26 protein-coding genes are annotated in these 25833 nt (G+C 71.0%); 10 read left to right on the top strand and 16 right to left on the bottom strand.

Going from position 1 to position 25833, the window contains the following annotated elements; all coding sequences use genetic code 11:
• The 3 genes from MKK69_RS00430 to secA form a co-directional block, all read right to left on the bottom strand.
• Positions 1-447: KUP/HAK/KT family potassium transporter (locus MKK69_RS00430; RefSeq protein WP_279598099.1), on the bottom strand; the 447-nt coding region annotated here is incomplete at its 3' end.
• A 153-nt stretch (positions 448-600) separates the two neighbouring features.
• Entirely contained in the window at positions 601-1281 is a 681-nt protein-coding gene (gene bioD, locus MKK69_RS00425; protein ID WP_243964672.1) for a dethiobiotin synthase, read from the bottom strand.
• A gap of 7 nt (positions 1282-1288) precedes the next feature.
• Positions 1289-4180, bottom strand: a complete 2892-nt coding sequence (gene secA, locus MKK69_RS00420) for a preprotein translocase subunit SecA (protein ID WP_243964675.1) — start codon at positions 4178-4180, stop codon at positions 1289-1291.
• Positions 4181-4440: 260 nt separating this feature from the next.
• Here secA and MKK69_RS00415 point away from each other — a divergent pair, with 260 nt between their 5' ends.
• Positions 4441-5349, top strand: coding sequence for a peptidylprolyl isomerase (locus MKK69_RS00415; RefSeq protein ID WP_243964671.1), 909 nt, complete (start codon positions 4441-4443; stop codon positions 5347-5349).
• A gap of 36 nt (positions 5350-5385) precedes the next feature.
• Here MKK69_RS00415 and MKK69_RS00410 read toward each other — a convergent pair whose 3' ends face one another.
• From MKK69_RS00410 to hemH, 4 genes are all read right to left on the bottom strand, one after another.
• Positions 5386-5682 carry a type II toxin-antitoxin system RelE/ParE family toxin gene (locus MKK69_RS00410; protein ID WP_243964669.1) on the bottom strand — a complete coding sequence of 99 codons (297 nt, stop codon included), beginning with the start codon at positions 5680-5682 and terminating at the stop codon, positions 5386-5388.
• Positions 5679-5936, bottom strand: a complete 258-nt coding sequence (locus MKK69_RS00405) for a type II toxin-antitoxin system ParD family antitoxin (protein ID WP_243964667.1) — start codon at positions 5934-5936, stop codon at positions 5679-5681. The genes MKK69_RS00410 and MKK69_RS00405 overlap by 4 nt, the downstream gene beginning before the upstream one ends.
• A 120-nt stretch (positions 5937-6056) precedes the next feature.
• Positions 6057-6215: a hypothetical protein gene (locus tag MKK69_RS00400; RefSeq protein WP_243964666.1), complete on the bottom strand. Its 159-nt coding sequence runs from the start codon at positions 6213-6215 to the stop codon at positions 6057-6059.
• A gap of 93 nt (positions 6216-6308) precedes the next feature.
• Entirely contained in the window at positions 6309-7391 is a 1083-nt protein-coding gene (gene hemH / locus MKK69_RS00395) for a ferrochelatase (protein WP_243964665.1), read from the bottom strand.
• Between the two features lie 276 nt (positions 7392-7667).
• Between hemH and MKK69_RS00390 the strand changes: the two genes are divergently transcribed.
• On the top strand, positions 7668-8357 hold the full coding sequence (locus MKK69_RS00390) for a uracil-DNA glycosylase (RefSeq protein WP_243964664.1): 690 nt from the start codon (positions 7668-7670) through the stop codon (positions 8355-8357).
• Positions 8358-8376: 19 nt separating this feature from the next.
• Here MKK69_RS00390 and MKK69_RS00385 read toward each other — a convergent pair whose 3' ends face one another.
• Entirely contained in the window at positions 8377-8769 is a 393-nt protein-coding gene (locus MKK69_RS00385; RefSeq protein ID WP_243964663.1) for a hypothetical protein, read from the bottom strand.
• Between the two features lie 357 nt (positions 8770-9126).
• Here MKK69_RS00385 and MKK69_RS00380 point away from each other — a divergent pair, with 357 nt between their 5' ends.
• Complete coding sequence (locus MKK69_RS00380) at positions 9127-9504, top strand: AMP-dependent synthetase (protein ID WP_243964662.1); 378 nt, start codon at positions 9127-9129, stop codon at positions 9502-9504.
• Between the two features lie 28 nt (positions 9505-9532).
• Here MKK69_RS00380 and MKK69_RS00375 read toward each other — a convergent pair whose 3' ends face one another.
• Both MKK69_RS00375 and MKK69_RS00370 read right to left on the bottom strand, forming a co-directional pair.
• Positions 9533-10108, bottom strand: a complete 576-nt coding sequence (locus MKK69_RS00375; protein WP_243964661.1) for a disulfide bond formation protein B — start codon at positions 10106-10108, stop codon at positions 9533-9535.
• A 14-nt stretch (positions 10109-10122) separates the two neighbouring features.
• A complete protein-coding gene (locus MKK69_RS00370) occupies positions 10123-10278 on the bottom strand; it encodes a DUF5993 family protein (RefSeq protein ID WP_243964660.1) in 156 nt (51 codons plus the stop codon).
• A 276-nt stretch (positions 10279-10554) separates the two neighbouring features.
• Between MKK69_RS00370 and MKK69_RS00365 the strand changes: the two genes are divergently transcribed.
• The 3 genes from MKK69_RS00365 (at position 10555) to MKK69_RS00355 (ending at position 13314) form a co-directional block, all read left to right on the top strand.
• Positions 10555-11373, top strand: coding sequence for an enoyl-CoA hydratase (locus tag MKK69_RS00365; RefSeq protein WP_243964659.1), 819 nt, complete (start codon positions 10555-10557; stop codon positions 11371-11373).
• A 142-nt stretch (positions 11374-11515) separates the two neighbouring features.
• Positions 11516-11812 (top strand): hypothetical protein, encoded by a 297-nt coding sequence (locus MKK69_RS00360; protein ID WP_243964657.1) that lies wholly within the window; start codon positions 11516-11518, stop codon positions 11810-11812.
• A 65-nt stretch (positions 11813-11877) separates the two neighbouring features.
• Positions 11878-13314, top strand: coding sequence for a phospholipase D-like domain-containing protein (locus MKK69_RS00355; protein ID WP_243964656.1), 1437 nt, complete (start codon positions 11878-11880; stop codon positions 13312-13314).
• Here MKK69_RS00355 and MKK69_RS00350 read toward each other — a convergent pair.
• Positions 13232-14017: an endonuclease/exonuclease/phosphatase family protein gene (locus tag MKK69_RS00350; RefSeq protein ID WP_243964654.1), complete on the bottom strand. Its 786-nt coding sequence runs from the start codon at positions 14015-14017 to the stop codon at positions 13232-13234. The two genes, MKK69_RS00355 and MKK69_RS00350, sit on opposite strands and share 83 nt — an antisense overlap.
• Before the next feature lie 235 nt (positions 14018-14252).
• On the opposite strand from MKK69_RS00350, the gene MKK69_RS00345 reads away from it, so the two are divergent.
• Together MKK69_RS00345 and MKK69_RS00340 are read left to right on the top strand one after the other, a co-directional pair.
• Entirely contained in the window at positions 14253-15491 is a 1239-nt protein-coding gene (locus MKK69_RS00345; protein WP_243964652.1) for an exonuclease SbcCD subunit D, read from the top strand.
• Positions 15492-15563: 72 nt separating this feature from the next.
• Positions 15564-19040, top strand: a complete 3477-nt coding sequence (locus tag MKK69_RS00340) for a YhaN family protein (RefSeq protein ID WP_243964651.1) — start codon at positions 15564-15566, stop codon at positions 19038-19040.
• A 120-nt stretch (positions 19041-19160) separates the two neighbouring features.
• On the opposite strand, the gene MKK69_RS00335 is transcribed toward MKK69_RS00340, so the two are convergent.
• The 5 genes from MKK69_RS00335 to MKK69_RS00315 form a co-directional block, all read right to left on the bottom strand.
• Entirely contained in the window at positions 19161-20651 is a 1491-nt protein-coding gene (locus MKK69_RS00335; protein ID WP_243964650.1) for a carboxypeptidase M32, read from the bottom strand.
• Positions 20652-20690: 39 nt separating this feature from the next.
• Positions 20691-22493 (bottom strand): ATP-binding cassette domain-containing protein, encoded by a 1803-nt coding sequence (locus tag MKK69_RS00330; protein WP_243964649.1) that lies wholly within the window; start codon positions 22491-22493, stop codon positions 20691-20693.
• Positions 22494-22560: 67 nt separating this feature from the next.
• A complete protein-coding gene (locus tag MKK69_RS00325; protein WP_243964648.1) occupies positions 22561-22797 on the bottom strand; it encodes a hypothetical protein in 237 nt (78 codons plus the stop codon).
• Between the two features lie 80 nt (positions 22798-22877).
• Positions 22878-23192, bottom strand: coding sequence for a polyhydroxyalkanoic acid system family protein (locus MKK69_RS00320; protein WP_243964647.1), 315 nt, complete (start codon positions 23190-23192; stop codon positions 22878-22880).
• Between the two features lie 116 nt (positions 23193-23308).
• On the bottom strand, positions 23309-23659 hold the full coding sequence (locus MKK69_RS00315; protein WP_243964674.1) for a septal ring lytic transglycosylase RlpA family protein: 351 nt from the start codon (positions 23657-23659) through the stop codon (positions 23309-23311).
• Positions 23660-24211: 552 nt separating this feature from the next.
• Here MKK69_RS00315 and MKK69_RS00310 point away from each other — a divergent pair.
• Entirely contained in the window at positions 24212-25402 is a 1191-nt protein-coding gene (locus MKK69_RS00310) for a site-specific DNA-methyltransferase (protein WP_279598097.1), read from the top strand.
• Positions 25403-25684: 282 nt separating this feature from the next.
• Positions 25685-25833 (top strand): GDP-mannose 4,6-dehydratase (locus tag MKK69_RS00305; protein ID WP_243964673.1); only part of this gene is annotated, 149 nt, incomplete at its 3' end.

The following is a 25833-nucleotide window of genomic DNA, read 5'->3' as shown; positions in this document are numbered from 1 at the left end:
CGACAGCACCGAGATCGCCGGGGTGATCGCCCCGTCGCCATAGAGCAGCGCCGCGCCCACGAGCCCGACCACCAGCAGCAGCGCCTTCCACGTCCCCGGCCGCGCCTGCCGGGCGCCGAGCAGCGCCAGCATGGCCACGATACCGCCCTCGCCGCGGTTGTCGGCCCGCAGGATCAGCACCGCGTATTTCAGCGATACGATCAGGATCAGCGACCACAGGATCAGCGACACCGCCCCCGTAGCCGCCGCCGGCACCGAGGCCCCCCCGGCGGTGGCCGCCTTCACCGCCTCCTTGAACGCGTAGAGCGGGCTCGTCCCGATATCGCCGTAGACCACGCCCAGGGCACCGAGGATCAGCGCCGGCCGCAACCGGCCGTGGGCAGGATCATGCGCATGTTCGGCGGCGTCCGGAATCGGAGCCGCGGCGGGGGCAAGGGACTCACTCAACGGACCAGCTCCCGCAGGACCCTGCCCGATCTGGGCGGGTCGATGCCACGCGACAGGTAGCGGCCACGGCCACACCGTCCAGCGCGGACAGGGCCGCCGCCGCGACGAACGAGATTCGCCGTCGCCGCAAATCATCCAGTCGGATCACCCGCCTCATCCGATGCCGATCAGGTCTGCCAGGGCGTCGGGGCAGGCGGCACCGCGTCCGAGGCAGACGACCGGCGTATCGGCGTGGCGGGCGATCGACGCGGCCACGGTGCCGGCCGGCGCCGGCGCACCCGCGCTCTCGCTGACGACGATTCCGAGCAGCGGGATGCCGTGCCGGCGCAGGGTCTCGCAGGCGGTGAGCGCGTGGCTGATCGCCCCGAGATAGCTGCCGGAGACGAGGAGCGTCGGCACCCCGAGCGCCCGCAGCCAGTCGAGGCCCGTCGCCGACCCGGTGACCGGACTCATCAGGCCACCGACCCCCTCGATCAGCAGCAGGCCGTCCGTTCCGGCGATCTGCGCGCGGCACCAGCCGACCAGATCGGCGAGGTCCAGGGACCGGCCCTCCAGGACGGCCGCCTGGTCGGGCGCGAGCGGCGCCGAGAAGCGCCAGGGCGAGCAGGCTTCCACGGCTCCCTCGTCGAGGGCGATCGCCTGCGCGTCGAGCAGGCGGGCGGTGTCGCTCTCGGCGAAGGCCGGATCGTTTAACGGCGGGACGCCGCTCGCGAGCGGCTTCACGGTTCGGACCCGCCGACCCAGCGCCCGGAGGCGCCGGGTCAGGGCCGCGGTGACGTAGGTCTTGCCGATCTCGGTGCCGGCCCCGGCGACGAAGACCGCCCGCGCCGCCATGGCGGCCTCAGGCCTGGAGGCTGCCGTGGCAGTGCTTGTACTTCTTGCCGGAGCCGCAGGGGCACGGCTCGTTGCGCCCGACGCGGCCCCAGGTGGCGGCATCGTTCGGATCGCGCTCCAGCACCGCCCCGTCCACCGCCAGACCCTGCGCGGCGAAGCCGTAGGCCGGGCCGCCACCGCCATCGCTGCCCGAGCCGAAGCCGGCATAGTCCATCTCGTTCTCGCCGGTGACCGGGTCGAGATGCTGGGCGAACATCGGCGGCAGGGCCGGCCCGCCCGGCGGGAATTCGGCTTGCGGCTCCTGCATCATGATTTCGACCCGCGAGAGCTGTGCGGTGACCTGCTCGCGCAGGGCGGTCACGAGGCCGTTGAACAGGTCGAACGCCTCGGACTTGTACTCGTTGAGCGGATCGCGCTGAGCGAAGCCGCGCCAGCCGATCACCTGCCGGAGGTGATCGAGGGTCACGAGATGCTCGCGCCAGAGATGGTCGAGGGTCTGGAGCAGCACCTGCTTCTCGATGTAGGCGGTGACCTCGGCGCCGTTCTTCTCGGTCCGGGCCGCGTAGGCCTCCTCGGCCGCCTTGAGCAGGCGCTCGCGCATCTCCTCGTCGGCGATGCCCTCCTCCTTGGCCCAGTCCTCGACCGGCGCGTCGAGGTTGAGAACCTCCTTCACCTGCTCGCGCAGACCGGCGACGTCCCATTGCTCGGCGTAGGCGTTCTGGGGGATGAACCGGGCGACGAGGTCGTCGATCACGCCCTCGCGCATCTCGTCCACGGTCTCCCGGACGCTGTCCTGGCCCATGAAGTCCCGGCGCTGCTCGAACACGACCTTGCGCTGGTCGTTCATGACGTTGTCGTACTTGAGCACGTTCTTGCGCATGTCGAAGTTGCGCGCCTCGACCTTCTGCTGCGCCTTCTCGATCGCCTTGTTGATCCAGGGATGGATGATCGCCTCGCCCTGCTCCAGGCCGAGCTTCTGCAGCATCCCGTCCATGCGGTCGGAGCCGAAGATCCGCATCAGGTCGTCCTGAAGCGACAGGTAGAACTTCGAGCGGCCGGGATCGCCCTGGCGGCCCGAGCGGCCGCGGAGCTGGTTGTCGATGCGCCGGGATTCGTGGCGCTCGGTGCCGATGATGTAGAGGCCGCCCGGCAGATCCTTCTTGCGGCCCGCTTCCGGATCCGCCTTCTCGCCCGAGGCCAGCACCTTGGCGCGGTTCTCGGCGATCTCGGACTTGATCGCCTCGATCCGGGCATCCCGCTCCGGCCCTTCGGGCAGGGTGGCGAGTTCCTTCTCGACCCGCATCTCGATGTTGCCGCCGAGCTTGATGTCGGTGCCGCGGCCGGCCATGTTGGTGGCGATGGTGATCGCGCCGGGCACGCCGGCCTCGGCGACGATGTAGGCCTCCTGCTCGTGGAAGCGGGCGTTCAGCACCGCGAAGCGCTTGGTCACCCGGCCCTCGCGGGCGGCCTTGTAGACGTCGGTCAGCGCGTTCGGATCCGAGTAGTCGAGCAGGGTGTAGCCAGCCTTCTTGAGCATCTCGGCCAGATGCTCCGACTTCTCGATCGAGCCGGTGCCGACCAGGATCGGCTGGTGGCGGCTATGCGCCCGGTCGATCTCCGCGATGATGCCCTCGTACTTCTCGCCGACCGTGCGATAGACCTCGTCGTCCTCGTCGACGCGCTCGACCTCCTTGTTGGTCGGGATATCGACGACGTCGAGCTTGTAGATCTCGGCGAACTCGTCGGCCTCCGTCGAGGCCGTGCCGGTCATACCCGCCAGCTTCTTGTACAGTCGAAAATAGTTCTGGAAGGTGATCGAGGCGAGTGTCTGGTTCTCGGGCTGGATCGTGACCCGCTCCTTGGCCTCCAGAGCCTGGTGCAGCCCCTCCGAGTAGCGCCGGCCCTGCATCATACGGCCGGTGAACTCGTCGATGATCACCACCTCGTCGTTCTTGACGATGTAGTCCTTGTCCCGGGTGAACAGCGTGTGGGCGCGCAGGGCCTGGTTCACGTGGTGGACCAGGCTGACGTTGTGCGCGTCGTAGAGGTCCCCGTCCTTGAGCAGGCCGACCTCGCGCAGCGTCTCCTCCACGAACTCGTTGCCGGCTTCCGTGAGCGAGACCGTGCGCTGCTTCTCGTCCAGGTCGTAATGCTCGCGCACCAGCCGGGGCAGGATCGCATCGACGGCGACGTACAGTTCGGAGCGGTCATCCACCGGCCCGGAGATGATCAGCGGCGTGCGCGCCTCGTCGATCAGGATCGAGTCGACCTCGTCCACGATGGCGTAGTTGTGCCCCCGCTGCGCCAGCTGGGACATCTCGTACTTCATGTTGTCGCGCAGGTAGTCGAACCCGTACTCGTTGTTGGTGCCGTAGGTGATGTCGCAGGCATAGGCGTCCTTGCGCTGCGCGTCGTCGAGCCCGTGGACGATCGTCCCGACGGTGAGGCCGAGGAACCGGTAGAGTTGGCCCATCCACTCGGCGTCGCGGGCGGCGAGATAATCGTTCACGGTGACGACATGGACGCCCTTGCCCTCCAGGGCGTTGAGATAGACCGGCAGCGTCGCCACCAGGGTCTTGCCCTCGCCGGTCTTCATCTCGGCGATGCCGCCCTCGTGCAGCACCATACCGCCGATGAGCTGCACGTCGAAGTGGCGCTGGCCGAAGACGCGCTTGGCCGCCTCGCGCACCGTGGCGAAGGCCGGCACGAGGATGTCGTCGAGGCTCTTGCCGCCCGCGAGTTCCGCCTTCAGCATGTCGGTGCGGGCGCGCAGGGCCTCGTCCGACAGGGTCTGGATCTCCGCCTCCAGCGCGTTGATCTGCGCGACGCGCGGACGGTAGCCCTTGACGCGGCGGTCGTTGGAGGAGCCGAAAATCTTCTTGGCGATGGAGCCGAGCATCATGGACCTGCGGACGCGCGAGCCCGCCCACGGGTGAGCGTGGCGGGCCGGCCTGGGCGGAGTTGGCCGGGCTTATAGAGGTAAACATCGCCCGGCGCACCTGAAAGAGGCGGGCCCGACGCGCGTCGGCGCGGTCACGGTTGCGGGATGGTGGGCACGGCAGCGCTTGCCTTCTCGGGCGACGCGGGCCACCTCTGCCGCGGCCTGCCGCCCGGCGCGATCCGGAGCGGCCACGAGACGTCAGCCGAGGATTCTGCCCCATGCTTCACACCGCCCTCCTCCGGCGCGTCAGCGCGCTGGCCGTCATGATCGCGATGCCGGGCCTCGCCCTGGCCCAGGCGCCCCAGAAGGCTCCGGCCCCGATGACGACGCCCGCCGCGAACACGCCGGCCGGGCCCGACTCCGTGGTGGCGAGCGTCAACGGCAAGCCGATCACGCAGGGCGACCTCGCCATCGCGGCCGACGACCCGGCCCTGTCGCTGCCGGGCGTCGACGAGGCGCAGAAGAAGAACCTGCTGGTCGACTACATGGTCGACCTCCGGGTCGGCGCCCAGGCCGCCGAGACGGCCAAGATCGGCGACACCCCCGAGTTCAAGCGCAAGCTCGCCTATTTCCGCGACAAGCTCCTGCTGGACGACTACCTGGAGCAGGAGGCCAAGCGCGCGGTCACCCCGGAAGCCGAGCACGCGATCTACGATCAGACCGTCAAGCTGATGAAACCCGAGGAGGAGGTGCATGCCCGCCACATCCTCGTGGACAACGAGGCCGAGGCGAAGGCCATCGCGGCGCGGATCAAGGGCGGCGAGGATTTCGCCAAGGTCGCGGCCGAGACCTCGAAGGATCCGGGTTCGAAGGCCGAGGGCGGCGATCTCGGCTGGTTCACCAAGGAGCGGATGGTCCCGGACTTCGCCAACGCCGCCTTCGCGATGAAGCCCGGCCAGGTCTCCGACCCGGTGAAGACGCAGTTCGGCTGGCACGTGATCAAGGTCGAGGAGAAGCGGACCAAGCCGCAACCGACCTTCGACGAGCTCAAGGACCAGATCGATCAGCACTTGGTCCGCAAGGCGCAGCAGGACCTGATCCTGAAGCTCCGCGCGGACGCGAAGATCGTGCGCACCGACGCTCCCGAAGGAGCGGCTCAGCCCGCCCCCGAGACGAAGAAGCCCTGATCCGAGCGCGATCGACGGTCGGGCTTGATAGTCCGGTCAGGATGGGAACAGGCGTGTGGCTCGATCGACCGTGCCACGCAGGATGTGCAGGATGACGACGTCATCAGTCTCGACCTTGTAAAAAATCAGGTAATCGCCCTGCACACGCCGTCGAACGCCACGGTCCTCGTGGCGGGGAACCAACGGAAAGCGCTCGGGGAAATCAGCCAGCGCCAGGCAGGCCATGCGCAGCTCCTGCACGAAACTAAGGGCGCGCTTCGGATTGTCCTGCGCGATGTAGTCGCCGAGCCCTTCCGGATCGTGTTCCGCCGCGTCCGTGAAACGGACGATCATTCCGTCTCGCCGCTGAGCGCCCGATACTTGCGCTCCAGCCGGTCGAAGACCTCCTCGGCCGACTTGGTCTGCCCGGTTTGAGCCTCAGCGAGGCCGATCGCAATCGATTGATCCAACGTAGCGAGGCTCGCTTCCCGGTCGCGGATCAGACGGACACCTTCCCGCAGCACCTCGCTCTCGGACGTGTATCGGCCGGTTTCGACCAGCCGCGTCACGAAGGCCTCAAGCTTATCCCCGAGATCGGCACGAATCATCGCGTCCTCCAGATGGGCGGATCCGTCCAAGCTAGCCAAACCCATCGACTGCGGTCATGGGAAAAACGCAGCCTCGCGCTGCATCTCTTGGCCTGGCGTACTGAGGGTCGGTCGCGCCCGTCAGTACGGCCGGTCGGGGACGAGGTAGCTCGACTGCGCCGGCGCGGGCTGTGGCGTGACGCCGAGGGCGGTGAGCTCGGCGCTGCGGCGTCCTTCGGCGATTCGGTCGAGGATCGCGATCAGCAGCCAGGGACACGCGATCCCGATGAAGAACGCCATGTGATCCTCCGACGCCGGATCCCTGAACCGTCCAGCTTCGAAGAATGATAGGTCGGTCCCGGCCGTCCGCAAGCGGCGCCCCAGCGCTTTCCGTCAGATCCAGCCCTGAAGTTCGCGGCGCACGACGTTCTCGATGACCTTCATGCCGAGGTCAGTGTCGTTCAGGCAGGGGATGTAGGCGAAGCGCTCGCCGCCGTTGCCCTCGAAATAATGGCGGTTCTCGCCGTCGAGTTCTTCCAGGGTTTCCAGGCAATCCGCCGTGAAGCCCGGGGCCACGATCGCCATGCGCTTCACGCCGGACCTTGCCAGCGCGGTCACGGTCTCATCGGTATAGGGCTTGAGCCATTCCTCGTTTCCGAAGCGCGACTGGAAGGTCACCCGCATGCGCTCCGGCGACAGCCCGAGCGCCTCGCGGATCAGCCGCCCGGTCTTGAGGCACTGGCAATGGTAGGGATCGCCCTTGAGCAGGTAGCTCCGCGGCACCCCGTGGAACGAGGTAAGGATCACCTCGGGCTCGAAATCGAGCTTGGCCAGCCCCTCGCGGATCGAGTCGGCCATGGCGGCGATGTAGACCGGGTCGTCGTGATAGGGCGGCGAGACCCGCACCGTCGGCTGCCAGCGCATCTCCATCAAAGCCCGGAACGCCTGATCGCAGGCGGTGGCCGAGGTGGCGGCGGCGTATTGCGGGTAGAGCGGCACCAGCAGGATCCGGTCGCAGCCCTGGTCGAGGAGCGCCTGAAGCCGATCGGCGACCTCCGGCTTGCCGTAGCGCATGGCCCAGTCGACCACCACCGAATCGCCCATCGCGGCTTGCAGACGCTCGCTCTGGCCGCGGGTGGTGGTTTTCAGCGGCCCTTCGTTGCGCGCGTTGTTCCAGACGCTGGCATAGTCGCGGCCCTTCGGCCCGGGGCGCTTGGTCAAGATGATCAGGTTGAGCAGCGGCCACCAGATCAACCGCGGCACCTCGATGACCCGCCGGTCCGACAGGAATTCCTTGAGGTACCGGCGCATCGGCCAGTAACTCGTGCCCTCCGGCGTGCCGAGATTCATCAGCAGGACGCCGACGCGGCCCCAGGCCACCTTCGGATGGTCGGCCGGCAAGCCGCCCGCCGCAGGCTGCAGGGTCGTCAGGGGCCGGCCATTCGCCAGCGCGGCGGGTTCGACGCGTTCGTTCATGGCAGCGTTCCGGCGCCGCGCGCCGAGTCCTTCCTCTGGCTTCCACTAACCGGCGGCCGGCGCGGACGCCTGGCCCCGTACCGGAGACTCATACCTGTCGGGTGCGTTCCATGTAGGGTGCGATGCCGCGCGGCGAAGGGCGGACGCGAGATGCCGCACCGTGGCGCTCGTTCGACCGATGTCCCTAACCACGGGCGGCCCCGGGCCGCAACCGCCGCACCGGCGACGGGAACCGGCCGCAGCTTATCCCGACACGGAATCCGATTGCGAGACCTCATGACCGACACGCCCGTCGCCGACGCCCTCTCGGCCTTCCGTGCCTCCGGCTCGCCATGGCTAACGCTGCCATTCTTCGCGGGCGGGCAAGCCGACGCGGTGGCGGCGCGCGTCGACGCCCGGCTCGCCGCGGGCGCCCAGGTGCTGCCGGCGCCGGACCGGATCTTCCGCGCCCTCGCCGAGACGCCGCTGCCCGCGGTACGCGCGGTGATCCTCGGCCAGGATCCCTACCCCACACCCGGCGACGCCAACGGCCTCGCGTTCTCGTTCGTGGGCTCGGGCCGCCTGCCCGCGTCGCTGAAGGTGATCCTGGCGGAGGCGGGCTCGGACCGGGCGGCCGGTGGCGATCTGACGCCCTGGGCCCGGCAGGGTGTCCTGCTGCTCAACAGCGCGCTGACCGTGGAGGCGGGCAAGGCGGGGGCGCATCTGCGGTTCGGATGGGCATCCCTCACCGACGAGGCGGTGGCCGCGGTCTCGGCACGCCCGGAGCCCGCGGTCTTCCTGCTCTGGGGCGCCCAGGCCCGCGCCCGGACGGCGCTGATCGATTCAGCCCGCCACGGGGTATTCGAGAGCGGACACCCCTCGCCACTCAACCGCGCCCGGGATTTTCCCGGCTCCGACCCGTTCGGGCGGGCCAATCACTGGCTCGCGGAGCACGGGATCCGGCCGATCGACTGGCACCTCGGCTGAACCGGACGACCGCGGGTCCCTATTGCGGCTTGGCGGGCTCGGCGGGCTTCGCCGGTGCCTCGGAGGCCGGCAGCAGCACGTTCTTGGCCACGGTTCCGTCGGGCCCGTACTCGCCCGCCACCGCGATGCAGGCCTGATCGCGGTTCTGCGCCATCTGGTTCGACATCAGCGTGAACATCGTCTGGACACGGTTGCCGAAGGGCCCGCGGGGCTGGACGTCCTCGATCCGCACGTTCTGCTTCGCCAGCAGCGCTTCGAACTGCTCGCTGCCGATCCGGTAGCCGCAGACATTCGACGCGGCGAAGATGTAGGCGGAAAACTCGAGGGCGCGCGGGGCCGGCGCATTCCGGATCTGCGCCTGCGCCGGGAGGGCGACAGCCATCAGGGCGGCGGGAAGGGCGATGTGGCGCATACGGGCGTGATTCCTCGATCCAGGCGGCCTCTGGCGGGCCGCCTCAAGGCGGGGAGATAGGCCGGACCGGTGCCTGGGCCAATGCGACCGAATTCGACGACAAACCTTCGGCCGGACTTCACGGCTCGTTGGCCATAGGCGCAGTCCAGGGCGCCCGGGCGGGCGAAAAGCGGCTTCTCGCTTGGTCACGCGTATCGGTGAGAGGGAGTGTTAACCCGCCCGCGTCACGCCAGGGTGACGGTTTATCCAGATCCAGGCGGTCTGCATCGCATGTACGGCGTCACATCCACGGCCGCATCCATTCCGGCCCCCGCGTCCCGCGACGCCGACAGGCGATTCCGGACTCCGCCCATCGGCGTGGACCGGTGGACCGGTCAGGGCGTCTCCACTCCGGCGCCCTGTCCGCACGGCGTGGCCCGCTGGGCCTGCGGTGAAGGCCTCGGGGCCGGCACCGGCGTCGCGCTGCTGGTGCAGGATCTCGGGCAGGCGGAGGCGATCCGCCTCGGTCTCGCCAGGGTCGGGGTGCGCGTGACCTGCCTGGACGGCACCCGCAGCGGTCAGGCCCTCGCCGACAGCCTCGTCCTGTCGGGCGCGACCCTGGTCATCGTCGACACCGCGCTGGCTGACACCTATGCCACCGTGATGGGCCGGCTCGCGGCGTATCCGGCTCTGTGGTGGAACGGCCCCGGCGCGGATTTCGCCAGCCTCGATCTCGCCCTCGCCGAGCAGGCCTGAGCGGCGACCGTCGCGGAACCGGTGCGGGTTACGGGAGGCGGCGCTCATCCTTCAGCCAGGCGTCGAGCGCCTCGTAATGCGTCGGATCGTCCGGGCACAGGCCGCCGCCGCATTCCGCCGCCGTCGAGACGGCGTTGGCGAGGACGATGCCGAGGAACAGCAGCAGGCAGGCCTTTCCGAACAACCATCCGTCGTGCTGGCCCCGGGTTTCGGGCCGGAGCGCTTCCCCCACCAGGAGGAGCACGCCCACCGCCCCGATGAGCGCCACGAAGGCGATGAGCGCGAGGGTGTAGAAGTGGACGCCCATCAGCGTGGAGCCGTAGCCACCGGTCCCGGGAACCACGTGCAGGGCGACCTGCCGACCCGCGACGACGGCGCCCGCGACCGCGCTCAGGATCGTGACGCCGTAATGGGACGGCCGCGAGCCGAACCGGATGTTGAGCGCGAAGCCGACGCCCGAAGCCGCGAAGGCGGCCCGCTGCAGGAGACAGAGCGGGCACGGCAATTCGCCGAGGAGGAACTGGTAGCCGAACGCCACCAGAAGAATCGCGCTGCAGCCGAGCAGCCCGAGGGCGTTGAGGGTGCGGGCGTGAAGCAGCGCCATGGTGCGTGGCTCGCTCAAAAGTTCAGGTTAAGCGCGGACGTGGCATGCGCGGACAACAGCGCGAGCGTGCCGATCAGCGAGACGAGCCAAAGTCCGATGGCGATGCCGCGCCGTCCTGCGAGGGCCGCTGCCGCGCTCCCTGCGAGACCGATGAACGGCAATACCATCATGGACGCTCTTCCCGCATGTGGGCAGCCCCGGGCAGGGCCCGGTCTGCCGACCGATCGTGCGTGCATGAGACCTTAAGCGTTCGTGAACGTGGCGGGCGCCCCCCGCCCGGGATGCCGGTTCGGCGCGGACGCTGCGAGCGCCCGCAGCGGCGCCGCGACCGAGAACGGCGCTGTGGCGGGTCGAGGGTGGGCATCGCGGGCGCTCGGTCTCCGTGATACCCTCCCGCCAGGAGACCGGCCCCGCGTACTGGGCGAGCCGGCAGCGGGAGACGCCCCATGACCGCTTCCGTCGCGCCGGCCGCGCCCGTTCCGGACGCTCCGCAGGCCCCGGTCCTGCTGCGCAGCGATTCCGGCGGCGTCGCGACCCTGACGCTGAACCGCCCGCAGGCCCGCAATGCCCTGTCGATGGCCCTGATGGGCGCCCTCCAGGGCGAGCTCGACGCGATCCGCGCGGATCCGGCGGTGCGGGTCGTGGTGCTGCGGGGGGCCGGACCGGCTTTCTGCGCTGGGCACGACCTCAAGGAGATGCGTGCCGACCCGTCCCGGGCAGCGACGGAGGCGGTGTTTCGCACCTGCGCCCGGTTGATGCTGAGTCTCGTGCGCCTGCCGCAGCCGGTGATCGCCCGGGTCCACGGGATCGCCACGGCGGCTGGTTGCCAGCTCGTCGCCACCTGCGACCTCGCGATCTGCGCCGAGGAGGCGCACTTCGCCACGCCGGGGGTGCAGATCGGTCTGTTCTGTTCGACCCCGATGGTCGCCCTGTCGCGTGCCGTCTCCCGCAAGGCCGCATTGGAGATGCTGCTGGTCGGCGAGCCGATCGACGCCCGGGAGGCGCTGCGGATCGGCCTGGTCAACCGCGTCGTGCCGGATGCGGATCTCGACGCGGCGGTCGGCACCCTCGCCGAGAAGATCGCCGGAAAAGCCCGGCGGGTCCTGGCGATCGGCAAGGAGGCCTTCGGCCGGCAGGTCGAGATGGGCCTGGAGGAGGCCTACGGCTACGCGGCCGAGGTCATGACCCGGAACATGATGATGGCCGACGCCCGGGAGGGCATCGACGCCTTCCTGGGCAAGCGTCCGCCCCGCTGGGAGCCGTGACGCCGCGCATCCCGAGCGACCGCTTGGCGCGATACGACGCAGGCCGGTCTGCGCGGCGCGCGTAGGCTCCGGCGCCGCCCTGCCCTAGGATCGCGGATGCGCCCGAGCTCCCCGGGCCCGGCGCCCCAACGCGGAACGGCTGATGAGCACCATCGACCTGTTCGGTCTGACGCTGGCCTTCTACGGCACGATGCCGCCGCCCCGGCCGCCGCGCCCGGAGCGCAACCGCGCGACCTGGGCCGCCGCCGTGGTGTTCGGGGGCATCTGCATTGCCATGGTCGGACCGATGATCACCATCTGGAGCTTCCACCGGCCCTATGCGGAGGCCAAGGCGCGCTGCATCCAGTCCGGCGGCCGCATCCTGTACGCGGCGCTCGACGGCAGCGGCCCGTATCGCTGCGAGCGCCCGGTCGCGGCTCCGGTCGGACCCGTGCATTAATCCGCGCCACCGCGTCCGCTTCGGGTATATCCGGCGCCGTCACCAGCGAACCGGATGCCGAGACTTTGGAAAACGCGCTCACGCGATGGCTTGAGTCGACCGCCCTGCTGCGGTCGGACGTCGAGGCGGTCATCGGCTTCACCCTGGCGATCGGCATCACCCTGCACGCCCTGTTGCGCAAGCGGCGGGTGAGCGTGGCGGTGGGCTGGATCGGCCTCGCCTGGCTGTCGCCGATCTTCGGGACCGCCCTCTACCTGACCTTCGGCATCAATCGCGTCTCGCGCCGGGCCCGGCGATTCCGGACCAAGCCCTCGGACGCCACGCACCTGCCCGACGCCGACGACGCCGTGGTGCCCGAGGCGCTCTGGCCCCTCGACCGGGCGATCCGGCGGATCACCGGTCTCCCGGCCTTCGCGGGCAATTCCGTGCGGATGTTCCGCAACGGCGATGCGGCCTACCCGGTGATGCTGGCGGCCATCCGGGAGGCGCGGGCCAGCATCGGCCTGTCGAGCTACATCTTCCGCGACGATCCCACCGGCCGCGAGTTCTGCGACGCGCTCGTGGCGGCCAAGGAGCGCGGCGTGAAGGTCCGCGTCATCATCGACGGGATCGGGGGCGGCTATTTCCAGGCGCCCGTCTACCGGCGCCTCACCGCCGCCGGGGTGCCGGTGGCCCTGTTCATGCACTCCGCCCTGCCCTGGCGGATGCCCTTCCTGAACCTGCGCTCGCACAAGAAGCTCCTGATCCTCGACGGGCGCACGGCCTTCACCGGCGGCCTCAACATCGCGCACCCGAACCGCGTCGCCCTGGGGCCGGAGCACCCGATCCGCGACACCCATTTCCAGCTGGACGGACCGGTGGTGGAGCAGCTCGCCGCGGCCTTCGCGGCCGACTGGGCCTTCGTCGACGGCGAGAACCTCGACGCCGAGCCCTGGTTCACCGCCCTCGAGCCCACCGGCGCGAGCGTCGCCCGGGCGGTGACCTCCGGGCCGGATGCCGATGTCGAGAAGATCGAGCAGGTCATCCTTCAGGCGCTCGCCTGCGCGCGCAAGACCGTCCGGTTCGCGACGCCCTATTTCCTGCCGGACGAACTCGTGACCGGCGCCCTCGCCCAGGCCGCGATCCGGGGTATCACCGTCGACGTCATCATCCCGCGGGTTAGCGACCACCGGTTCATCGACTGGGCGAGCCGGGCCCATCTCGAGCCGCTGCTGCGGGCCGGCGTCCGGGTCTGGCTCGACGAGCCGCCCTTCGATCATTCGAAGACGATGGTGGTGGACGACATCTGGTGTTTCGTCGGCAGCGCCAATTGGGACATGCGCAGCTTCCGGCTCAATTTCGAGTTGAACGTCGAGATCATCGACGCCGATCTCGCCGCCGAACTCGACCAGCTGATGCGCGGCAAGATGCGGGGACGGCTCAGCCGGGAGGATCTCGCCGGGCGGGCCTTGCCGGTCCGTCTGCGCGACGCAGGCGTGCGACTGCTGCTGCCATACCTCTGAGGCGACCGGGGGCGTGCGCCTCGGGGGCCGGACCGAGATGGACGACGATCGGCCGGTGATCGGAGGGGCCCCGGGGCAGCACCGCGTGGTCGTGGCAGACGAGGCCGCGCGCGAGGCATCGGTCGAGGCGCAGGGGCAGCACCTCGACCATGGCGTGGGTCGGCCGGCGCGGACCGACGTCGCGGAACCCCGGGATGAGGGCCGGCCCGACGATGTTGTAATCGCCCAGCACCGCGGCGCGCGGGGGCAGCTCGGCGACGATCCGCCGGAGCTGGCGCCGGTTCAGCATCTGCCCGTGGGACAGGTGGACGTTGGCGATCCCGAATTCCCCGAGATCCAGGATCTGGCAGACCCGGTGCACCAGGGCGCCCGAGGGCAGCGCGATCACCCGGGGCGGGACCGGCCACGGGGTCGGGCTCCACATGGCCAGCCCGTGGATCCGACCCGGCAGGGGGGCCCAGGCGTAGTAGCCGCCGATCCGGTCCAGCAGGAACCCGATCGCCCGGGTCGCCTCCTGCATCAGTAGCAGATCGGGCTTCTCCTGGGCGACAAGGGCGGCCACGTCGTCCGCGGCCGCGCCGGTGCGGCGCAGGAGGTTCCAGCTCACGATCTTGAAGGGCGACCGGACCCCATCCGCCTGGGGGAACGGGGTTTCGGAGATCGGCGCGTGGCCGGGGCAGGCCGGATCTGCAGCGAAGTTCATCGAGCCGGACCGTATCTCACCCGGCGGCTCTCCCGCCACCGCTGCGCTGTAACGCGCCCGGGGCCCGGTCGTTCGAGAGGGGGTGACGCCTCTCGGGTCGCAGGCGAAGTGTTCGTAACGCGGGTCTCGCCGCGAACGGCGCTTGAGGCCGGCGACCCCGACGGCTTAAGACCGCCTCGGCGGTGGGTGCGGGCCCCCGCGCGATCCCAAGCTTCACCGGTGCCCCCGGAGGCCGATGTCGGGCTTCAGCTTCATCCACGCGGCGGACCTGCATCTCGGCAGCCCGCTATCGGGTCTCGCGACCCGCGACGCGGACCTCGCCCGCCGCCTCGCCGCGGCCGGACGGCAGGCCTTCGAGGATCTGGTCACCCAGGCGATCGACCGGTCGGTGGCGTTCCTGGTCGTGGCCGGCGATGTCTATGACGGCGACTGGGCCGACAACACGATCGGCCTGTTCTTCGCCCGGCAGGTGGCGCGCCTCGACCGTGCCGGCATCCCGACGATCCTGGTCCGCGGCAACCACGATGCCGAGAGCGTGATCACCCGCGCGATCACCCTGCCGCCCTCGGTCCACGTCTTCCCGGCCAACCGCGCCGGCACCCACCGCATCGAGGCGCTGCGCGTGGCGCTCCACGGCCGTAGCTTCCAGAGCCGGGCCGTCGAGGAGAACCTGTCGCTGACCTACCCGGCCGCCGTGCCCGGCTGGTTCAACCTCGGGATCATCCACACCTCCTGCACCGGCCACGCGGCTCACGAGACCTACGCACCCTGCTCGATCGCCGACCTCGCGGCCCGGGGCTACGAGTACTGGGCGCTCGGCCACATCCACGACTACGCCGAGCTGTCCCGGGATCCCTGGATCGTGTTCCCCGGCAACCTCCAGGGCCGGAGCATCCGCGAGTGCGGCGCGAAGGGTGCCGTTCTGGTCGAGGTCGCCGACGGCCGGGTGACCGGGCTCACCCGCCTCGCCCTCGACCGCGCTCGGTTCGAGCAGGTGACGGTGGACCTCGCCGGATCATCCGATCCCCGGGCCGCGATCGAGGCGGTGGAGGCGGCCCTGCGGCCGCTCGCGGACCTGGCCGCGACGCGCCTCGTGCTGGTGCGGATCCACCTCTCCGGCACCACGAAGGCCCATGACGCGCTGGCGGCCGACCGGGACTCCGTGACCGCCGAGATCCAGGCCGCGGCCCACCGGCTGCACGAGGATCTCTGGCTGGAGCGTCTCAAGATCGAGACGCGCCGGCCCCGGGCGCCGGCCGAGCCATCCGGCGCCGCGATCGATCCGGCCGCCCTGCTGGCCGATCTCGACCGCGACCCCGAGTTCCGGTCCCGGGCCAAGGCCGCGCTCGCGGAGATCGGTGGCCGCCTGCCGTCCACGGTGGCCGCCGAGGCGGATCTGGATGCGGAGTTCGACGCCCTCTGCGCCGAGGCCGAGGCGCTGATCCTCGGGCGCCTGACCGGCCGTCACTGCTGAGGGGATCGCCGGGCCTAAGCGCCCGGCGGCCACACCGATCCGCTCACACGGGATGATGCCCCAGGACCCCCGATGCGCCTGATCCACCTCGCCCTGGAGCGCTACGGCGCCTTCACGGACCGCGTGATCGCCTTCCGGCCGGACGCGCGGCTGCACGTGGTGCTGGGCGCGAACGAGGCCGGCAAGAGTACCGCGCTGGCGGCCGTCACCGACCTGCTGTTCGGCTTCGAGAAATCCACCCGCTACGCCTTCCAGCACGACATGCCGCAGCTGCGCCTCGGCGCGGAGATCGCCGCCGCCGACGGTCGCCGCCTGACCTTCCGTCGCCGGAAGGGCAACAGCCGGACCCTCATCGACGCCGCCGAGACGGCGCTCCCCGACGACGCCCTGGCCCCGTTCCTCGGCGGCATCTCGCGGGCCGTGTTCTGCCGCGCCTTCGGCCTCGACGCGTCCAGCCTCCGGGCGGGGGGGCGCGAGATGGTCGATGTCGAGGGTGAAGTCGGCGCGAGCCTGTTCGCGGCGGGTTCGGGCCTGCGCGGCCTGACGGAGCTGCACGCGGCCCTCGACGACGAGGCGGACGCGATCTTCGCCCCGCGCCAGGCCAAGCACCGGGCCTTCTACCAGGCGCTGGAGCGCCACGAGACCGCCCGCCGGACGATCCGCGAGAAGGGCCTGCGCTCCGGCGACTGGCGCGCCCTGAACGATGAGATCGCGGCGGCGGCCGGCCAGCTCGACGCCCTTCGCTCGGAACAGAAGGCCATGGCGGTCGAGCGCGCCCGGCTGGAGCGGCTCAAGCGGGTCCGGCCGATCCTGTTCGAGATCGATGCCCTGGCCCAGCGCATCGCCGCCGAGGACGGCCTCATCGACGCGGATCCCGCCTGGATCGACCGCCTCGGCGCCGCCCTCGACGATTGCCGCGTCGCCGAGACCGAGGCCGAGCGGGCCGGATCCGCCCTCGCCCGGGCCGGGGCCGAGGCCGAGGCGGTATCCGTGGAGCCGGACCTGACGCTCCGGGCGGACGCGATCCTGGCGGCCTTCAGCGGCACCAGGGAATTCGAGAAGGGCGGCACCGACCTGCCGCGGATCGAGGGTGATTCCCACAAGGTCGGACTGGAGCTGGACCGGCTGCGCGCCCGGATCGGCGTCGCCGACCTCGCGGCGCTGGAGGCGCGCCAGCCGACCGACGCCGCGCGGACCCGGATCGAGCAGCTGATCCGCGACCACCGGACCCTGGCGGCCGCCGAGGACCAGCTTGCCCGCGACCGAGCCGCGGCGCTGGCCGAGCGTGATCGGCTGGAGGGGGAGGTCGAGGCGGCCGGCGCCACGCGCGATCCGACCCCGTTGCGCGAGGCGCTGAAACCCCTCGCCCGCCTGCACGAACGGATCGCCGCCCACGAGACCCTCGACACCACGATCCGGCGGGAAACGGTGCTCCTGCGCAATCAGGCGGGCCGGCTCTCGCCCCCGGTCCCCGATATCGGCGCCCTCGTTGGGATGCCCCTGCCCTCCGCCGAGAGGGTGGCGGATTATCGGGCCCTCCTCGACGGCAAGATCCGCGAACGGGAGCGGGCGGCCGACCATCGCGACGCCGCGCGCCGCCAGGCCGCCGTCACCCGCGACCGGCTGCGCGAGCGCGAGGCCGGTCGGCCGATCGCCACGTGGGAGCGGATCGAGGCCGTCCGGGCGACGCGCGACGCCGCATTCGCGCCGCTCCGGGACGCCCTGGCGGCGGGGCAGCCCGTCGCGACCGCCCTGATCGCCGCCTACGAGCGTACCCTCCTCGACGCCGACCGCCTCGCCGACGAGCGCGCCGGCGACGCCGCCCGGGTGGCGGCCCAGGCGGCCGATCTCGACCGCCTCGGTGCCGAGGAGGCGGCACTCGCGGCGGCGGAGGCCGACCTCGCGGAGATCGCCGCCGAGATCGCCGAGGGCGAGGCGGCCTGGCGCGAGGCGTGGCGGCCCGCCGGGATCGAGCCGGGATCCCCCGTCGCGATGGCGGCGTGGCTTGCCGAGGTCGAGAGCCTGATCGAGGCCGAGCAGCGGCTCGCCGATCAGCGGATCGGGCGGGAGCGGATCTGGGCGGGGATCGAGGCCGCCCGGGCACCGATCGCCGATCTCCGTGCCCGCGCCGGGCTGGAGCCGGAGCCCGATCTCGACTTGGCCGCGAGCCTCGACCGGATCGAGGCGCGGATCGCGACCCTGGCGAGCCGCTGGGAGGCGAGCCTCCAGACCGGCGGCTTGCTGCGCGCGACGCGGGCCGCGGCGGAACGGCTGAAGGCGGCGCACAGGGCGGCCGAGGAGCGCCGGGCCCCCTGGCAGACCGCGTGGAATGTGGCGCTCGGACTCCTCGGCCTCGACCCGTCAGCCCGGCCCGAGGAAGCCGAGAGCGCCCTGGAGGCGTGGCGGGCGGTCCCTGACCGCCTCCTCGAACGTGCCGCCCTGGACCGCCGGGCCACCGGCATCCGGCGCGACATGGAGGCGTTCCGGTCGGGTGCGGCCGCCCTGGTCGCGGCGCTGGCCCCCGATCTCTCAGGCTCGGCTCCGGCGGCGGCGATCCGCACCCTGCAGGCCCGCCTCGTCTCGGCGCAGGCCCGGGAGGCCCGGCGGGCCGAGCTCGACCGGCGGGTCGAGGAGGCCGCGGTGGCGTGCCGGGCCGCCGCGGACCGGGAGGCGGCGGCCCGCACGGCGCTGACCCGCCTGGTCGCGGTGGTGATGCCCGAGCGGGCCGAGGCGCCGATGCCGGAGATCGAGGCTCTGTACGGCCGGCTGCGGGTCCGCGAGACGCTGCGCGCCGAGATCCTGAGGCTGCGCGGCGGCCTCGCGGGTGCCGCCGACGGGCTGCCCGAGGCCGATCTGCGGGCCGGGCTCGCGGCTCTGTCGCCGGAGTTGCTCGAAGCCGAACTGGCGCGGCTCGCCCTCGAAGCCGAGGCGCTGTCCGAACGCGGCCAAGTGATCTTCGCCGACCGGGACCGGGCCGAGCGGCGCCGGGCGGAGCTGGAGGGCGGGACCGGGGCCGAGCTGGCGCTCGCCGAGCGCAAGGCCGCGGAGGCGGACCTTCAGGCGGCGGCCCGCTCCTGGGCCGTGCTGCGGCTCGCCGGGCTGATGCTCGGCCAGGCGGTGGCCCGGCACCGGGCCGGGCAGCAGGATCCCCTGGTGGCGCGCGCCGGGGCGTTGTTCCGGGCGCTCACCGGCGGCGCCTTCTCGGGGCTCGCGCAGACCTTCGACGAGGCCGACACACCGAAGCTCGCCGGACAGCGCGCCGCCGGCGGGCTGGTGGGGATCGAGGGCATGAGCGAGGGTACGCGCGACCAGCTCTACCTCGCGCTGCGCCTCGCCTATCTGGAGGATTACGCGGGCCGCGCCGAGCCGGCGCCGTTCATCGGCGACGATCTCTTCTCGACGTTCGACGAGACCCGCACCGGCCACGGCCTGGACGCGCTGGCGGAGATCGGCGCCAGCGTCCAGCCGATCCTGTTCACGCACCACCGCCACGTCGCCGACATTGCGCGCGCGCGGCTGGGGACGGCGGTGGATGTGCTGGACCTGTAGGAGGGATGGAGGGGCGCTGAGTTCAGCGGTTGCTTTCCCCGGACGCGACGTATGACCATCGTCGTCCGCCGGTGACAAGGCGGGTCACGCGTCTCGGCCGTCATCCCGCCCCGCCTATCCTCAGCCCCCCAGATACCGGGCCTCCAGATGCGCCCGGAACGCCGCCGTCCCGAGCGGCGCGCCCGTCGCCCGGATGAGCAGTTCATCCGTCCCGAGCAGGCTGCCCAGTTCGTGGACGTTGGTCCGCAGCCAGTCCCGCAGCGGCGCGAAATCGCCCTGCGCGAGGCAGTCCGGCAGCGCTGGCTCGGCCGCCCGGGCGGCCCGGAACAGCTGTGCCGCCGCCAGCGCACCCAGCGTGTAGGTCGGGAAATAGCCAAAGGCCCCGCTCGGCCAGTGGATGTCCTGAAGGCAGCCGACCCGATCGTCCGGCACGGCGAGCCCGAGCAGGTCTTGCATCCCGTCGTTGAACGCACCGGGAAGGTCGGCCACCGCGAGATCGCCCGCGATCATCGCGGTCTCCAACCGATAGCGCAGCAGGATATGGGCCGGGTAGGTCGCCTCGTCGGCATCGACCCGGATGAAGCCCGGCGCGACGCGGGTGTTCAGGGCATGCAGGTTCTCCGACGACCATTCCGGCCCCGACCGCCCGAACGCCTCCCGCAGCAGCGGCGCCAGATAGGTGAAGAACGACCGGCTTCGGCAGGCCTGCATCTCGACGATGAGCGATTGGCTCTCGTGCAGGCTCATGCCCCGGGCCGCGCCCACCGGCTGCTGCCGCCACGGGGCCGGGCGGCCCTGCTCGTAGAGGGCGTGGCCGGTCTCGTGCAGCACCCCCATCAGGGCGCGTCCGAAATCGGCCTCGTCGTAGCGGGTGGTGATGCGCACGTCGTCGGTGGCGCCGCCGCAGAACGGGTGCAGGCTGATGTCGAGCCGGCCGCGGGCGAAGTCGAAGCCCACCGCCGCCATGAGCTCGAGGCCGAGGTCCCGCTGCACCGCCACGTCGAACGGCCCGGCGAGCGGCAGCGGCGCAGGCTGGGACGCCTGGATCTCCCGGGCGCGGGCGATCAGTGCCGGCAGCCAGGATGTCAGGTCGGCGAAGAGCGGGTCGATCACGGCCCGACGCATGCCGGGATCGTAGCTGTCGAGCAGCGCGTCGTAGGGGTCGAGCCCGAGGGCGGCGCCCTTGGCCTGGCCGATCTCTCGCTGCAGGCGCAGCACCTCGGCGAGGTACGGTTCCAGCCTGGCGAAATCGGCGTCCCGGCGCGCCTCGCGCCAGACCATCTCGGAGCGGGAGACCGCCCGCGAGCTGGCCTCCACGAGGTCCCGGGGCACCGCCGTGGCGTGCGCCTGGGCGCGGCGCATCTCGCGCAGGTTGGCGGCAGCCCAGGGCTCAAGCTCCGTGCCCCGCTCGGCGGCGTCGAGGTCCTCGGCCGCCCCGGGGGCGGTCAGCATCTCGTGGGCGAGCCCGCGCAGGACCGCCAGCTGGTCGCCCCGCGCCTCGGCGGCGCCGTCGGGCATCAGGGTCTGCGCGTCCCATCCGAGGATCCCGGCGGCCCCTTCGAGGGCGGCCAGGCGGGCGAAACGCTGTTCGAGGGTCTGATAGGCTGTCATGCGGTCTCCGGTCCGGAACGTCTTGCGCGGTCGGGGCGGTCATCCCGCCTGCAGCATCTCCAGCTCCAGCCAGCGATCCTCCGCCTGCGACAGCTCGGTCTGGGCCTGCGCCAGCATGGACGAGGCCTTGTCGAAGCGGGCGGGATCGCGGGCGTAGAGGTCGGGGTCGGCCAGGATCGTCTTGAGCTGAGCGATGGCCGCCTCGAGCTTCGCGATGCGGGCCGGCAGCGTCTTCAGCTCGTGCTGATCCTTGAAACCGAGTTTCGGCTTGCCGGCCGGTTGGGAGGTGGGCGCGGCGGCCTGGCGTTCGCGCGGCTCCTTCTTGGTCGCGACCGCGCGCGCCTCGACCCCCTGCCCGCGCTGGACCAGCATGTCGCTGTAGCCGCCGGCATACTCGGCCCAGCGGCCCGCCCCCTCCGAGACCAGCACGCTGCCGGCCACCCGGTCGAGGAAGTCGCGGTCGTGGCTGACCAGGATCAGGGTGCCCTGGTAGTCGCCGAGCATCTCCTGGAGGAGGTCGAGGGTCTCGAGGTCGAGGTCGTTGGTCGGCTCGTCCAGCACCAGGAGATTGGCCGGCTGCGCCAGGGCGCGGGCGATCAGAAGCCGGTTGCGCTCGCCGCCCGAGAGCACCGAGACCGGGGTCCGGGCCTGCTCGGGGGCGAACAGGAAGTCCTTGAGATAGCCGATCACGTGGCGGCTCTGGCCGTTCACCGTGACGCTGTCGCCGCGGCCGCCGGTGAGCACGTCAGTGACGGTCATCCCGGGCTCCAGGGTCGCCCGGGCCTGGTCGAGCACCACCGGCATCAGGTTGGTGCCGAGCACGACCTGGCCGGAATCGGGGGCGAGCCGGCCCATCAGAAGGTTGATCAGCGTCGACTTGCCGGCGCCGTTGGCCCCGACGATGCCGAGCCGGTCGCCGCGCATCACCCGCAGCGACAGCCCGTCCACGATACTCCGGGCGCCGTAGGATTTCCCGATGTCCCGGGCCTCGACCACCAGGCTGCCGGAGGATTCCGCGTCCGAGGCCTGCATGCTGACACTGCCCACCGGGCGGCGGATCTCGCGGCGGTTCTGGCGCAGCTCGTGGAGGTTGCCGAGCCGGCGGACATTGCGCTTGCGCCGGGCGGTGACGCCGTAGCGCAGCCAATGCTCCTCGGCGACGATCTTGCGGTCGAGCTTGTGCTGGTCGCGCTCCTCCTCCTCGAAGAACGCGTCGCGCCACGCCTCGAAGTGGGAGAAGCCCTGCTCGATCCGGCGGGTCTCGCCGCGGTCCAGCCAGATCGTGGCCCGCGACAGGGCCGAGAGGAACCGCCGGTCGTGGCTGATCAGCACCATGGCGGCGCGGGTGCCCTTCAACTCGGATTCGAGCCACTCGATCGCCGGCAGGTCGAGGTGGTTCGTCGGCTCGTCGAGGAGGAGCACGTCGGGCTCGGGTGCGAGCGCCTGCGCCAGCGCGGTACGCCGCCCCTCCCCGCCCGAGAGCTTGGTCGGATCCTCCGTGCCGGTGAGGCCTAAGCTCTCCAGCAGGTAGCGGGCCCGGTGGGTCGATTCCCCCGGCGGCAGGCCGGCCTCGACGAAGTCCATCGTGGTTGCGAAGCCCGAAAAATCCGGCTCCTGGGCGAGGTAGCGGATCGTCGTGCCGGGCTGGACGAACCGGCGTCCCTTGTCGGGATCGACCAGCCCCGCGGCGATCTTCATGAGCGTCGACTTGCCGGACCCGTTGCGCCCGACGAGGCAGGTCCGCTCGCCCGGCGCGATGGTGAGATCGGCGCGGGTGATCAGCGGGGTGCCGCCGAAGGTGAGCGCGATATCCTGGAGGGTGAGAAGCGGGGGAGCGGCCATGGGCGGGCTTATGGCAGCGCAAGGCGGCCCATTCAAACGCCGCGCCCGCGGTTCGGTCGATCGGCGGTCAGGCGACCGGATTGGCCGGCCCGGTGGGCGGGCTGATCTCGGGTGCGCCCGGATCGTTGACCGGGATCTCCTGGGGCTGGATGCCCGGCGATTCCGACGGGGTCTGGCCGGGGATCTCCGGGCCGGGCGGCTGCGTCGGCGCCTGCGGGGGCTCGAAGGGCCGGTCCGGGCCGGGGCCCGGCTGCTGCGGCACTTCGGGGATCTGCCCCGGGTCGGCGAGGGTGGATTGGGACACCGCGATCCTCCGGAAGGCCGACGGTGCGACGCTGCACCGGTCGGGCGGAAACGGGGGGCCGGCGCTCCGGTTCCGGACGGCTATTTCTTGGTGAGCAGGAGGTTGCCCTCCTTGCTCGCCACCTTCTGGATCTTCTCGGCGAACAGGGCGAGCAGGAACGGCAGCTTCACCTCCAGCCGCACGCTCTCGGGGCCGACATCGATCGTCCCGGCCACCTTCTGGGCCATGGCGGAGACGCCGAAATCCAGCCGGTCGCCCGTCCAGGCGAGTTGGTCGACCGCGACGCCGCTCTTGGCCAGAAAGGCCCGCGCCTGATCGGTGCCGGTCTCCAGGCGCCGCTTGGCCTCGTCGCGGCCGAGGTCATGCGGGATGTCGACGATGAGGGGCTTGGGCATGGGGCGGCTGATCCAGGCTGAATTCGGCAGCAGATGGGGCCTGCCGCCGCCTGAGACAACGCCCCGGGGCAGGCCGCCGGCCACTCAAGCGGCGCGGCCCCCCGGGGCGCCGGCTGTCAGTTCAGGACCTGCAGGGACACGTAGCTCGTGCCGCCCATGCCGAGCGCGCGGGCTGAACCGCGCGACAGGTCGATGATGCGGCCGCGCACGAACGGTCCTCGATCGTTGATGCGCACGACGACCGAGCGGCCGGTCCGCCGGTTCTCGACCCGGACCCGCGTGCCGAACGGCAGGCTGCGATGGGCTGCGGTCAGTCCGTTGGGGTTGAAACGCTCGCCGCTCGCGGTGCGATGACCGCTGCCATACCAGGAGGCCGCTCCGCTCTGCGCGGCGGCGGGAAGGCTTGTTCCGAGGGTGGTGGACAGCAGACCGAGGGCGACAACGAACTTTCCGAAACCAAACGTCATTCTCAAGGCAGTCCCTTTGTTTTTTCGGGGACGGCGCCAGTCATGGCCGAAACCGGCCGGAATAAGGCGGGACTTCACGGCCTGTCGCGGTCACATTTTGGCCGGCTTCATCGCGGTCTTTCTAATTACATGGGCAATCGTTGCGGATTATTTCCGGCTGAATGCCGAAATACATCGATCAGGGTCGAGCCATGTATTGCTCAAGTCATGCCGCGCCCCGCGGAGAAGGATCACAAATAGGCAAATTCTCTCAAGGTCTGCGTCGGGCGTGACCCTGGATCCCGCTGAGCTGGCGCCGGCGCGGGCGGGAGACGGTCATGGCCCCCGCGCAAAGGTCCGTGCACGGCAGGCTTCAGGTTCAGGATGAGATCGGATCGATCGGGCTGCGGTAGCCCCGGTCCGACCGGCGCGGGACGCGTTCCGCGGAGATCGGACCCAGCTCGGCAAAAATTGCAGCCCCAGAACGGGACGCGCTCCGGAAAAATCCGACAACGCGACCTTTACCCTGTTCGGGTCATGGTCTGCCGGTCAGTCGCGTAACCGGTGTTTGCCATGGCTTCCCCGCGTACCGTGGCTGCCGATGCCGTCGCCCGGAAACATGTCTCGCGTGCCGGGCGGCCCGCGTCGGCGCCACGGATGGGTCTCGTACCCGCCCAGCGTCCCCTGCCCCTCGACCAAGTGCTGGTCGGGGATTGCATCACGGCCATGAACAGCCTGCCCGCGTCGAGCGTCGACTGCGTGTTCGCCGACCCGCCCTACAACCTGCAGCTCGGCGACGCCGGATTGCTGCGTCCCGACCAGAGCCGCGTCGACGCCGTCGACGACGACTGGGACAAGTTCGCCACCTTCGAGTCCTACGACACCTTCACCCGGGACTGGCTTTCGGCCTGCCGTCGCGTGATGAAGCCGAACGCAACCCTCTGGGTGATCGGGTCCTACCACAACATCTTCCGGGTCGGGAGCGCGTTGCAGGATCTCGGTTACTGGATCCTCAACGACATCGTCTGGCGCAAGGCCAACCCGATGCCAAACTTCCGCGGCAAGCGCTTCACCAATGCCCACGAGACCCTGATCTGGGCCTCGCGCTCGGCGGATTCGAAGGGCTACACCTTCCATTACGAGGCGCTGAAGGGGGGCAACGAAGACCTCCAGATGCGCTCGGACTGGTTCATCCCGCTCTGCACCGGCGAGGAACGGCTGAAGGATGGGGACGGCCGGAAGGTCCACCCGACCCAGAAGCCCGAGGCGCTGCTCGCCCGGACCCTGATGGCGGCGACCAATCCCGGCGACGTGGTGCTCGACCCGTTCTTCGGCACCGGCACCACCGGCGCCGTCGCCAAGCGGCTGGGCCGCCGCTTCATCGGCATCGAGCGCGAGGCGACCTACGCCGAGGCCGCACGCGCCCGGATCGCCTCCGTCGAGACCCTGTCGAAGGCAGCCCTCCTGGTGGCGCCGACCAAGCGCGCCGAGCCGCGGGTGCCGTTCCTGTCGGTGATCGAGGCGGGGCATATCCGCCCCGGCGAGACCGTCACCGACGAACGCCGCCGCTTCCGCGCTACGGTGCGGCCGGACGGCCAGCTCGACAACGGCCTCGTCATCGGCTCGATCCACAAGATCGGCGCCCTGGTTCAGGGGCTGCCGGCCTGCAACGGCTGGACCTTCTGGCACGTGGAGCGCAGCGGCAAACCGGTGGTGATCGACACCTATCGGGCCGGGCTGCGGCAGGCCATGGCCAACGGCTGAGCCGTCGCAGTCCAGAGCCGCGGGCTCGGGGGCACACCCGGGCCCGCATGGACGCCTCCGGGAGCCGGATCGTCGACGCCCGTCCGCGCACGCGCCGCGGGCGACGGTGATCATCCGGGTCCGCCCTGGTTCCGCTCGACTGCAGCTTCTCTTTAGCCCGTGAATCCCGAGATCTGCGCGCCTGCGCAACGGGCCCGGCGCCGTCACGATCGGACGCGCTCGCCTTGACGGCCGGGTCGCCCGGGTCGTAGCAGCCGGGCATCATCGGGACGGGACGGGTACATGACCGGCAAGCGCGCGCTGATCACGGGTGTCACGGGCCAGGACGGCGCGTATCTGGCGCAGCTGCTCCTGCAGAAGGGCTACGCGGTCACCGGGATCGTACGTCGCTCCAGCCATGCCGGCGTGTTCGACCACCGGCTGAAATGGCT

It is taken from the genome of Methylobacterium sp. J-026 (genome assembly GCF_022829585.1).
Lineage (GTDB): Bacteria > Pseudomonadota > Alphaproteobacteria > Rhizobiales > Beijerinckiaceae > Methylobacterium.
This window is presented reverse-complemented; position numbering and strand designations above follow the sequence as displayed.

What these genes read in the sequence shown, in the direction of transcription:
- MKK69_RS00315 (WP_243964674.1), bottom strand. Translation starts at nt 23,659, where the DNA reads ATGACGTTTGGTTTCGGAAAGTTCGTTGTCGCCCTCGGTCTGCTGTCC.
- MKK69_RS00390 (WP_243964664.1), top strand. Translation starts at nt 7,668, where the DNA reads ATGACCGACACGCCCGTCGCCGACGCCCTCTCGGCCTTCCGTGCCTCC.
- MKK69_RS00385 (WP_243964663.1), bottom strand. Translation starts at nt 8,769, where the DNA reads ATGCGCCACATCGCCCTTCCCGCCGCCCTGATGGCTGTCGCCCTCCCG.
- MKK69_RS00350 (WP_243964654.1), bottom strand. Translation starts at nt 14,017, where the DNA reads ATGAACTTCGCTGCAGATCCGGCCTGCCCCGGCCACGCGCCGATCTCC.
- MKK69_RS00415 (WP_243964671.1), top strand. Translation starts at nt 4,441, where the DNA reads ATGCTTCACACCGCCCTCCTCCGGCGCGTCAGCGCGCTGGCCGTCATG.
- MKK69_RS00345 (WP_243964652.1), top strand. Translation starts at nt 14,253, where the DNA reads ATGTCGGGCTTCAGCTTCATCCACGCGGCGGACCTGCATCTCGGCAGC.
- MKK69_RS00335 (WP_243964650.1), bottom strand. Translation starts at nt 20,651, where the DNA reads ATGACAGCCTATCAGACCCTCGAACAGCGTTTCGCCCGCCTGGCCGCC.
- MKK69_RS00310 (WP_279598097.1), top strand. Translation starts at nt 24,212, where the DNA reads ATGGCTTCCCCGCGTACCGTGGCTGCCGATGCCGTCGCCCGGAAACAT.
- MKK69_RS00400 (WP_243964666.1), bottom strand. Translation starts at nt 6,215, where the DNA reads ATGGCGTTCTTCATCGGGATCGCGTGTCCCTGGCTGCTGATCGCGATC.
- MKK69_RS00405 (WP_243964667.1), bottom strand. Translation starts at nt 5,936, where the DNA reads ATGATTCGTGCCGATCTCGGGGATAAGCTTGAGGCCTTCGTGACGCGG.
- MKK69_RS00320 (WP_243964647.1), bottom strand. Translation starts at nt 23,192, where the DNA reads ATGCCCAAGCCCCTCATCGTCGACATCCCGCATGACCTCGGCCGCGAC.
- hemH (WP_243964665.1), bottom strand. Translation starts at nt 7,391, where the DNA reads ATGAACGAACGCGTCGAACCCGCCGCGCTGGCGAATGGCCGGCCCCTG.
- MKK69_RS00410 (WP_243964669.1), bottom strand. Translation starts at nt 5,682, where the DNA reads ATGATCGTCCGTTTCACGGACGCGGCGGAACACGATCCGGAAGGGCTC.
- secA (WP_243964675.1), bottom strand. Translation starts at nt 4,180, where the DNA reads ATGCTCGGCTCCATCGCCAAGAAGATTTTCGGCTCCTCCAACGACCGC.
- MKK69_RS00365 (WP_243964659.1), top strand. Translation starts at nt 10,555, where the DNA reads ATGACCGCTTCCGTCGCGCCGGCCGCGCCCGTTCCGGACGCTCCGCAG.
- MKK69_RS00370 (WP_243964660.1), bottom strand. Translation starts at nt 10,278, where the DNA reads ATGATGGTATTGCCGTTCATCGGTCTCGCAGGGAGCGCGGCAGCGGCC.
- MKK69_RS00375 (WP_243964661.1), bottom strand. Translation starts at nt 10,108, where the DNA reads ATGGCGCTGCTTCACGCCCGCACCCTCAACGCCCTCGGGCTGCTCGGC.
- MKK69_RS00330 (WP_243964649.1), bottom strand. Translation starts at nt 22,493, where the DNA reads ATGGCCGCTCCCCCGCTTCTCACCCTCCAGGATATCGCGCTCACCTTC.
- bioD (WP_243964672.1), bottom strand. Translation starts at nt 1,281, where the DNA reads ATGGCGGCGCGGGCGGTCTTCGTCGCCGGGGCCGGCACCGAGATCGGC.
- MKK69_RS00340 (WP_243964651.1), top strand. Translation starts at nt 15,564, where the DNA reads ATGCGCCTGATCCACCTCGCCCTGGAGCGCTACGGCGCCTTCACGGAC.
- MKK69_RS00360 (WP_243964657.1), top strand. Translation starts at nt 11,516, where the DNA reads ATGAGCACCATCGACCTGTTCGGTCTGACGCTGGCCTTCTACGGCACG.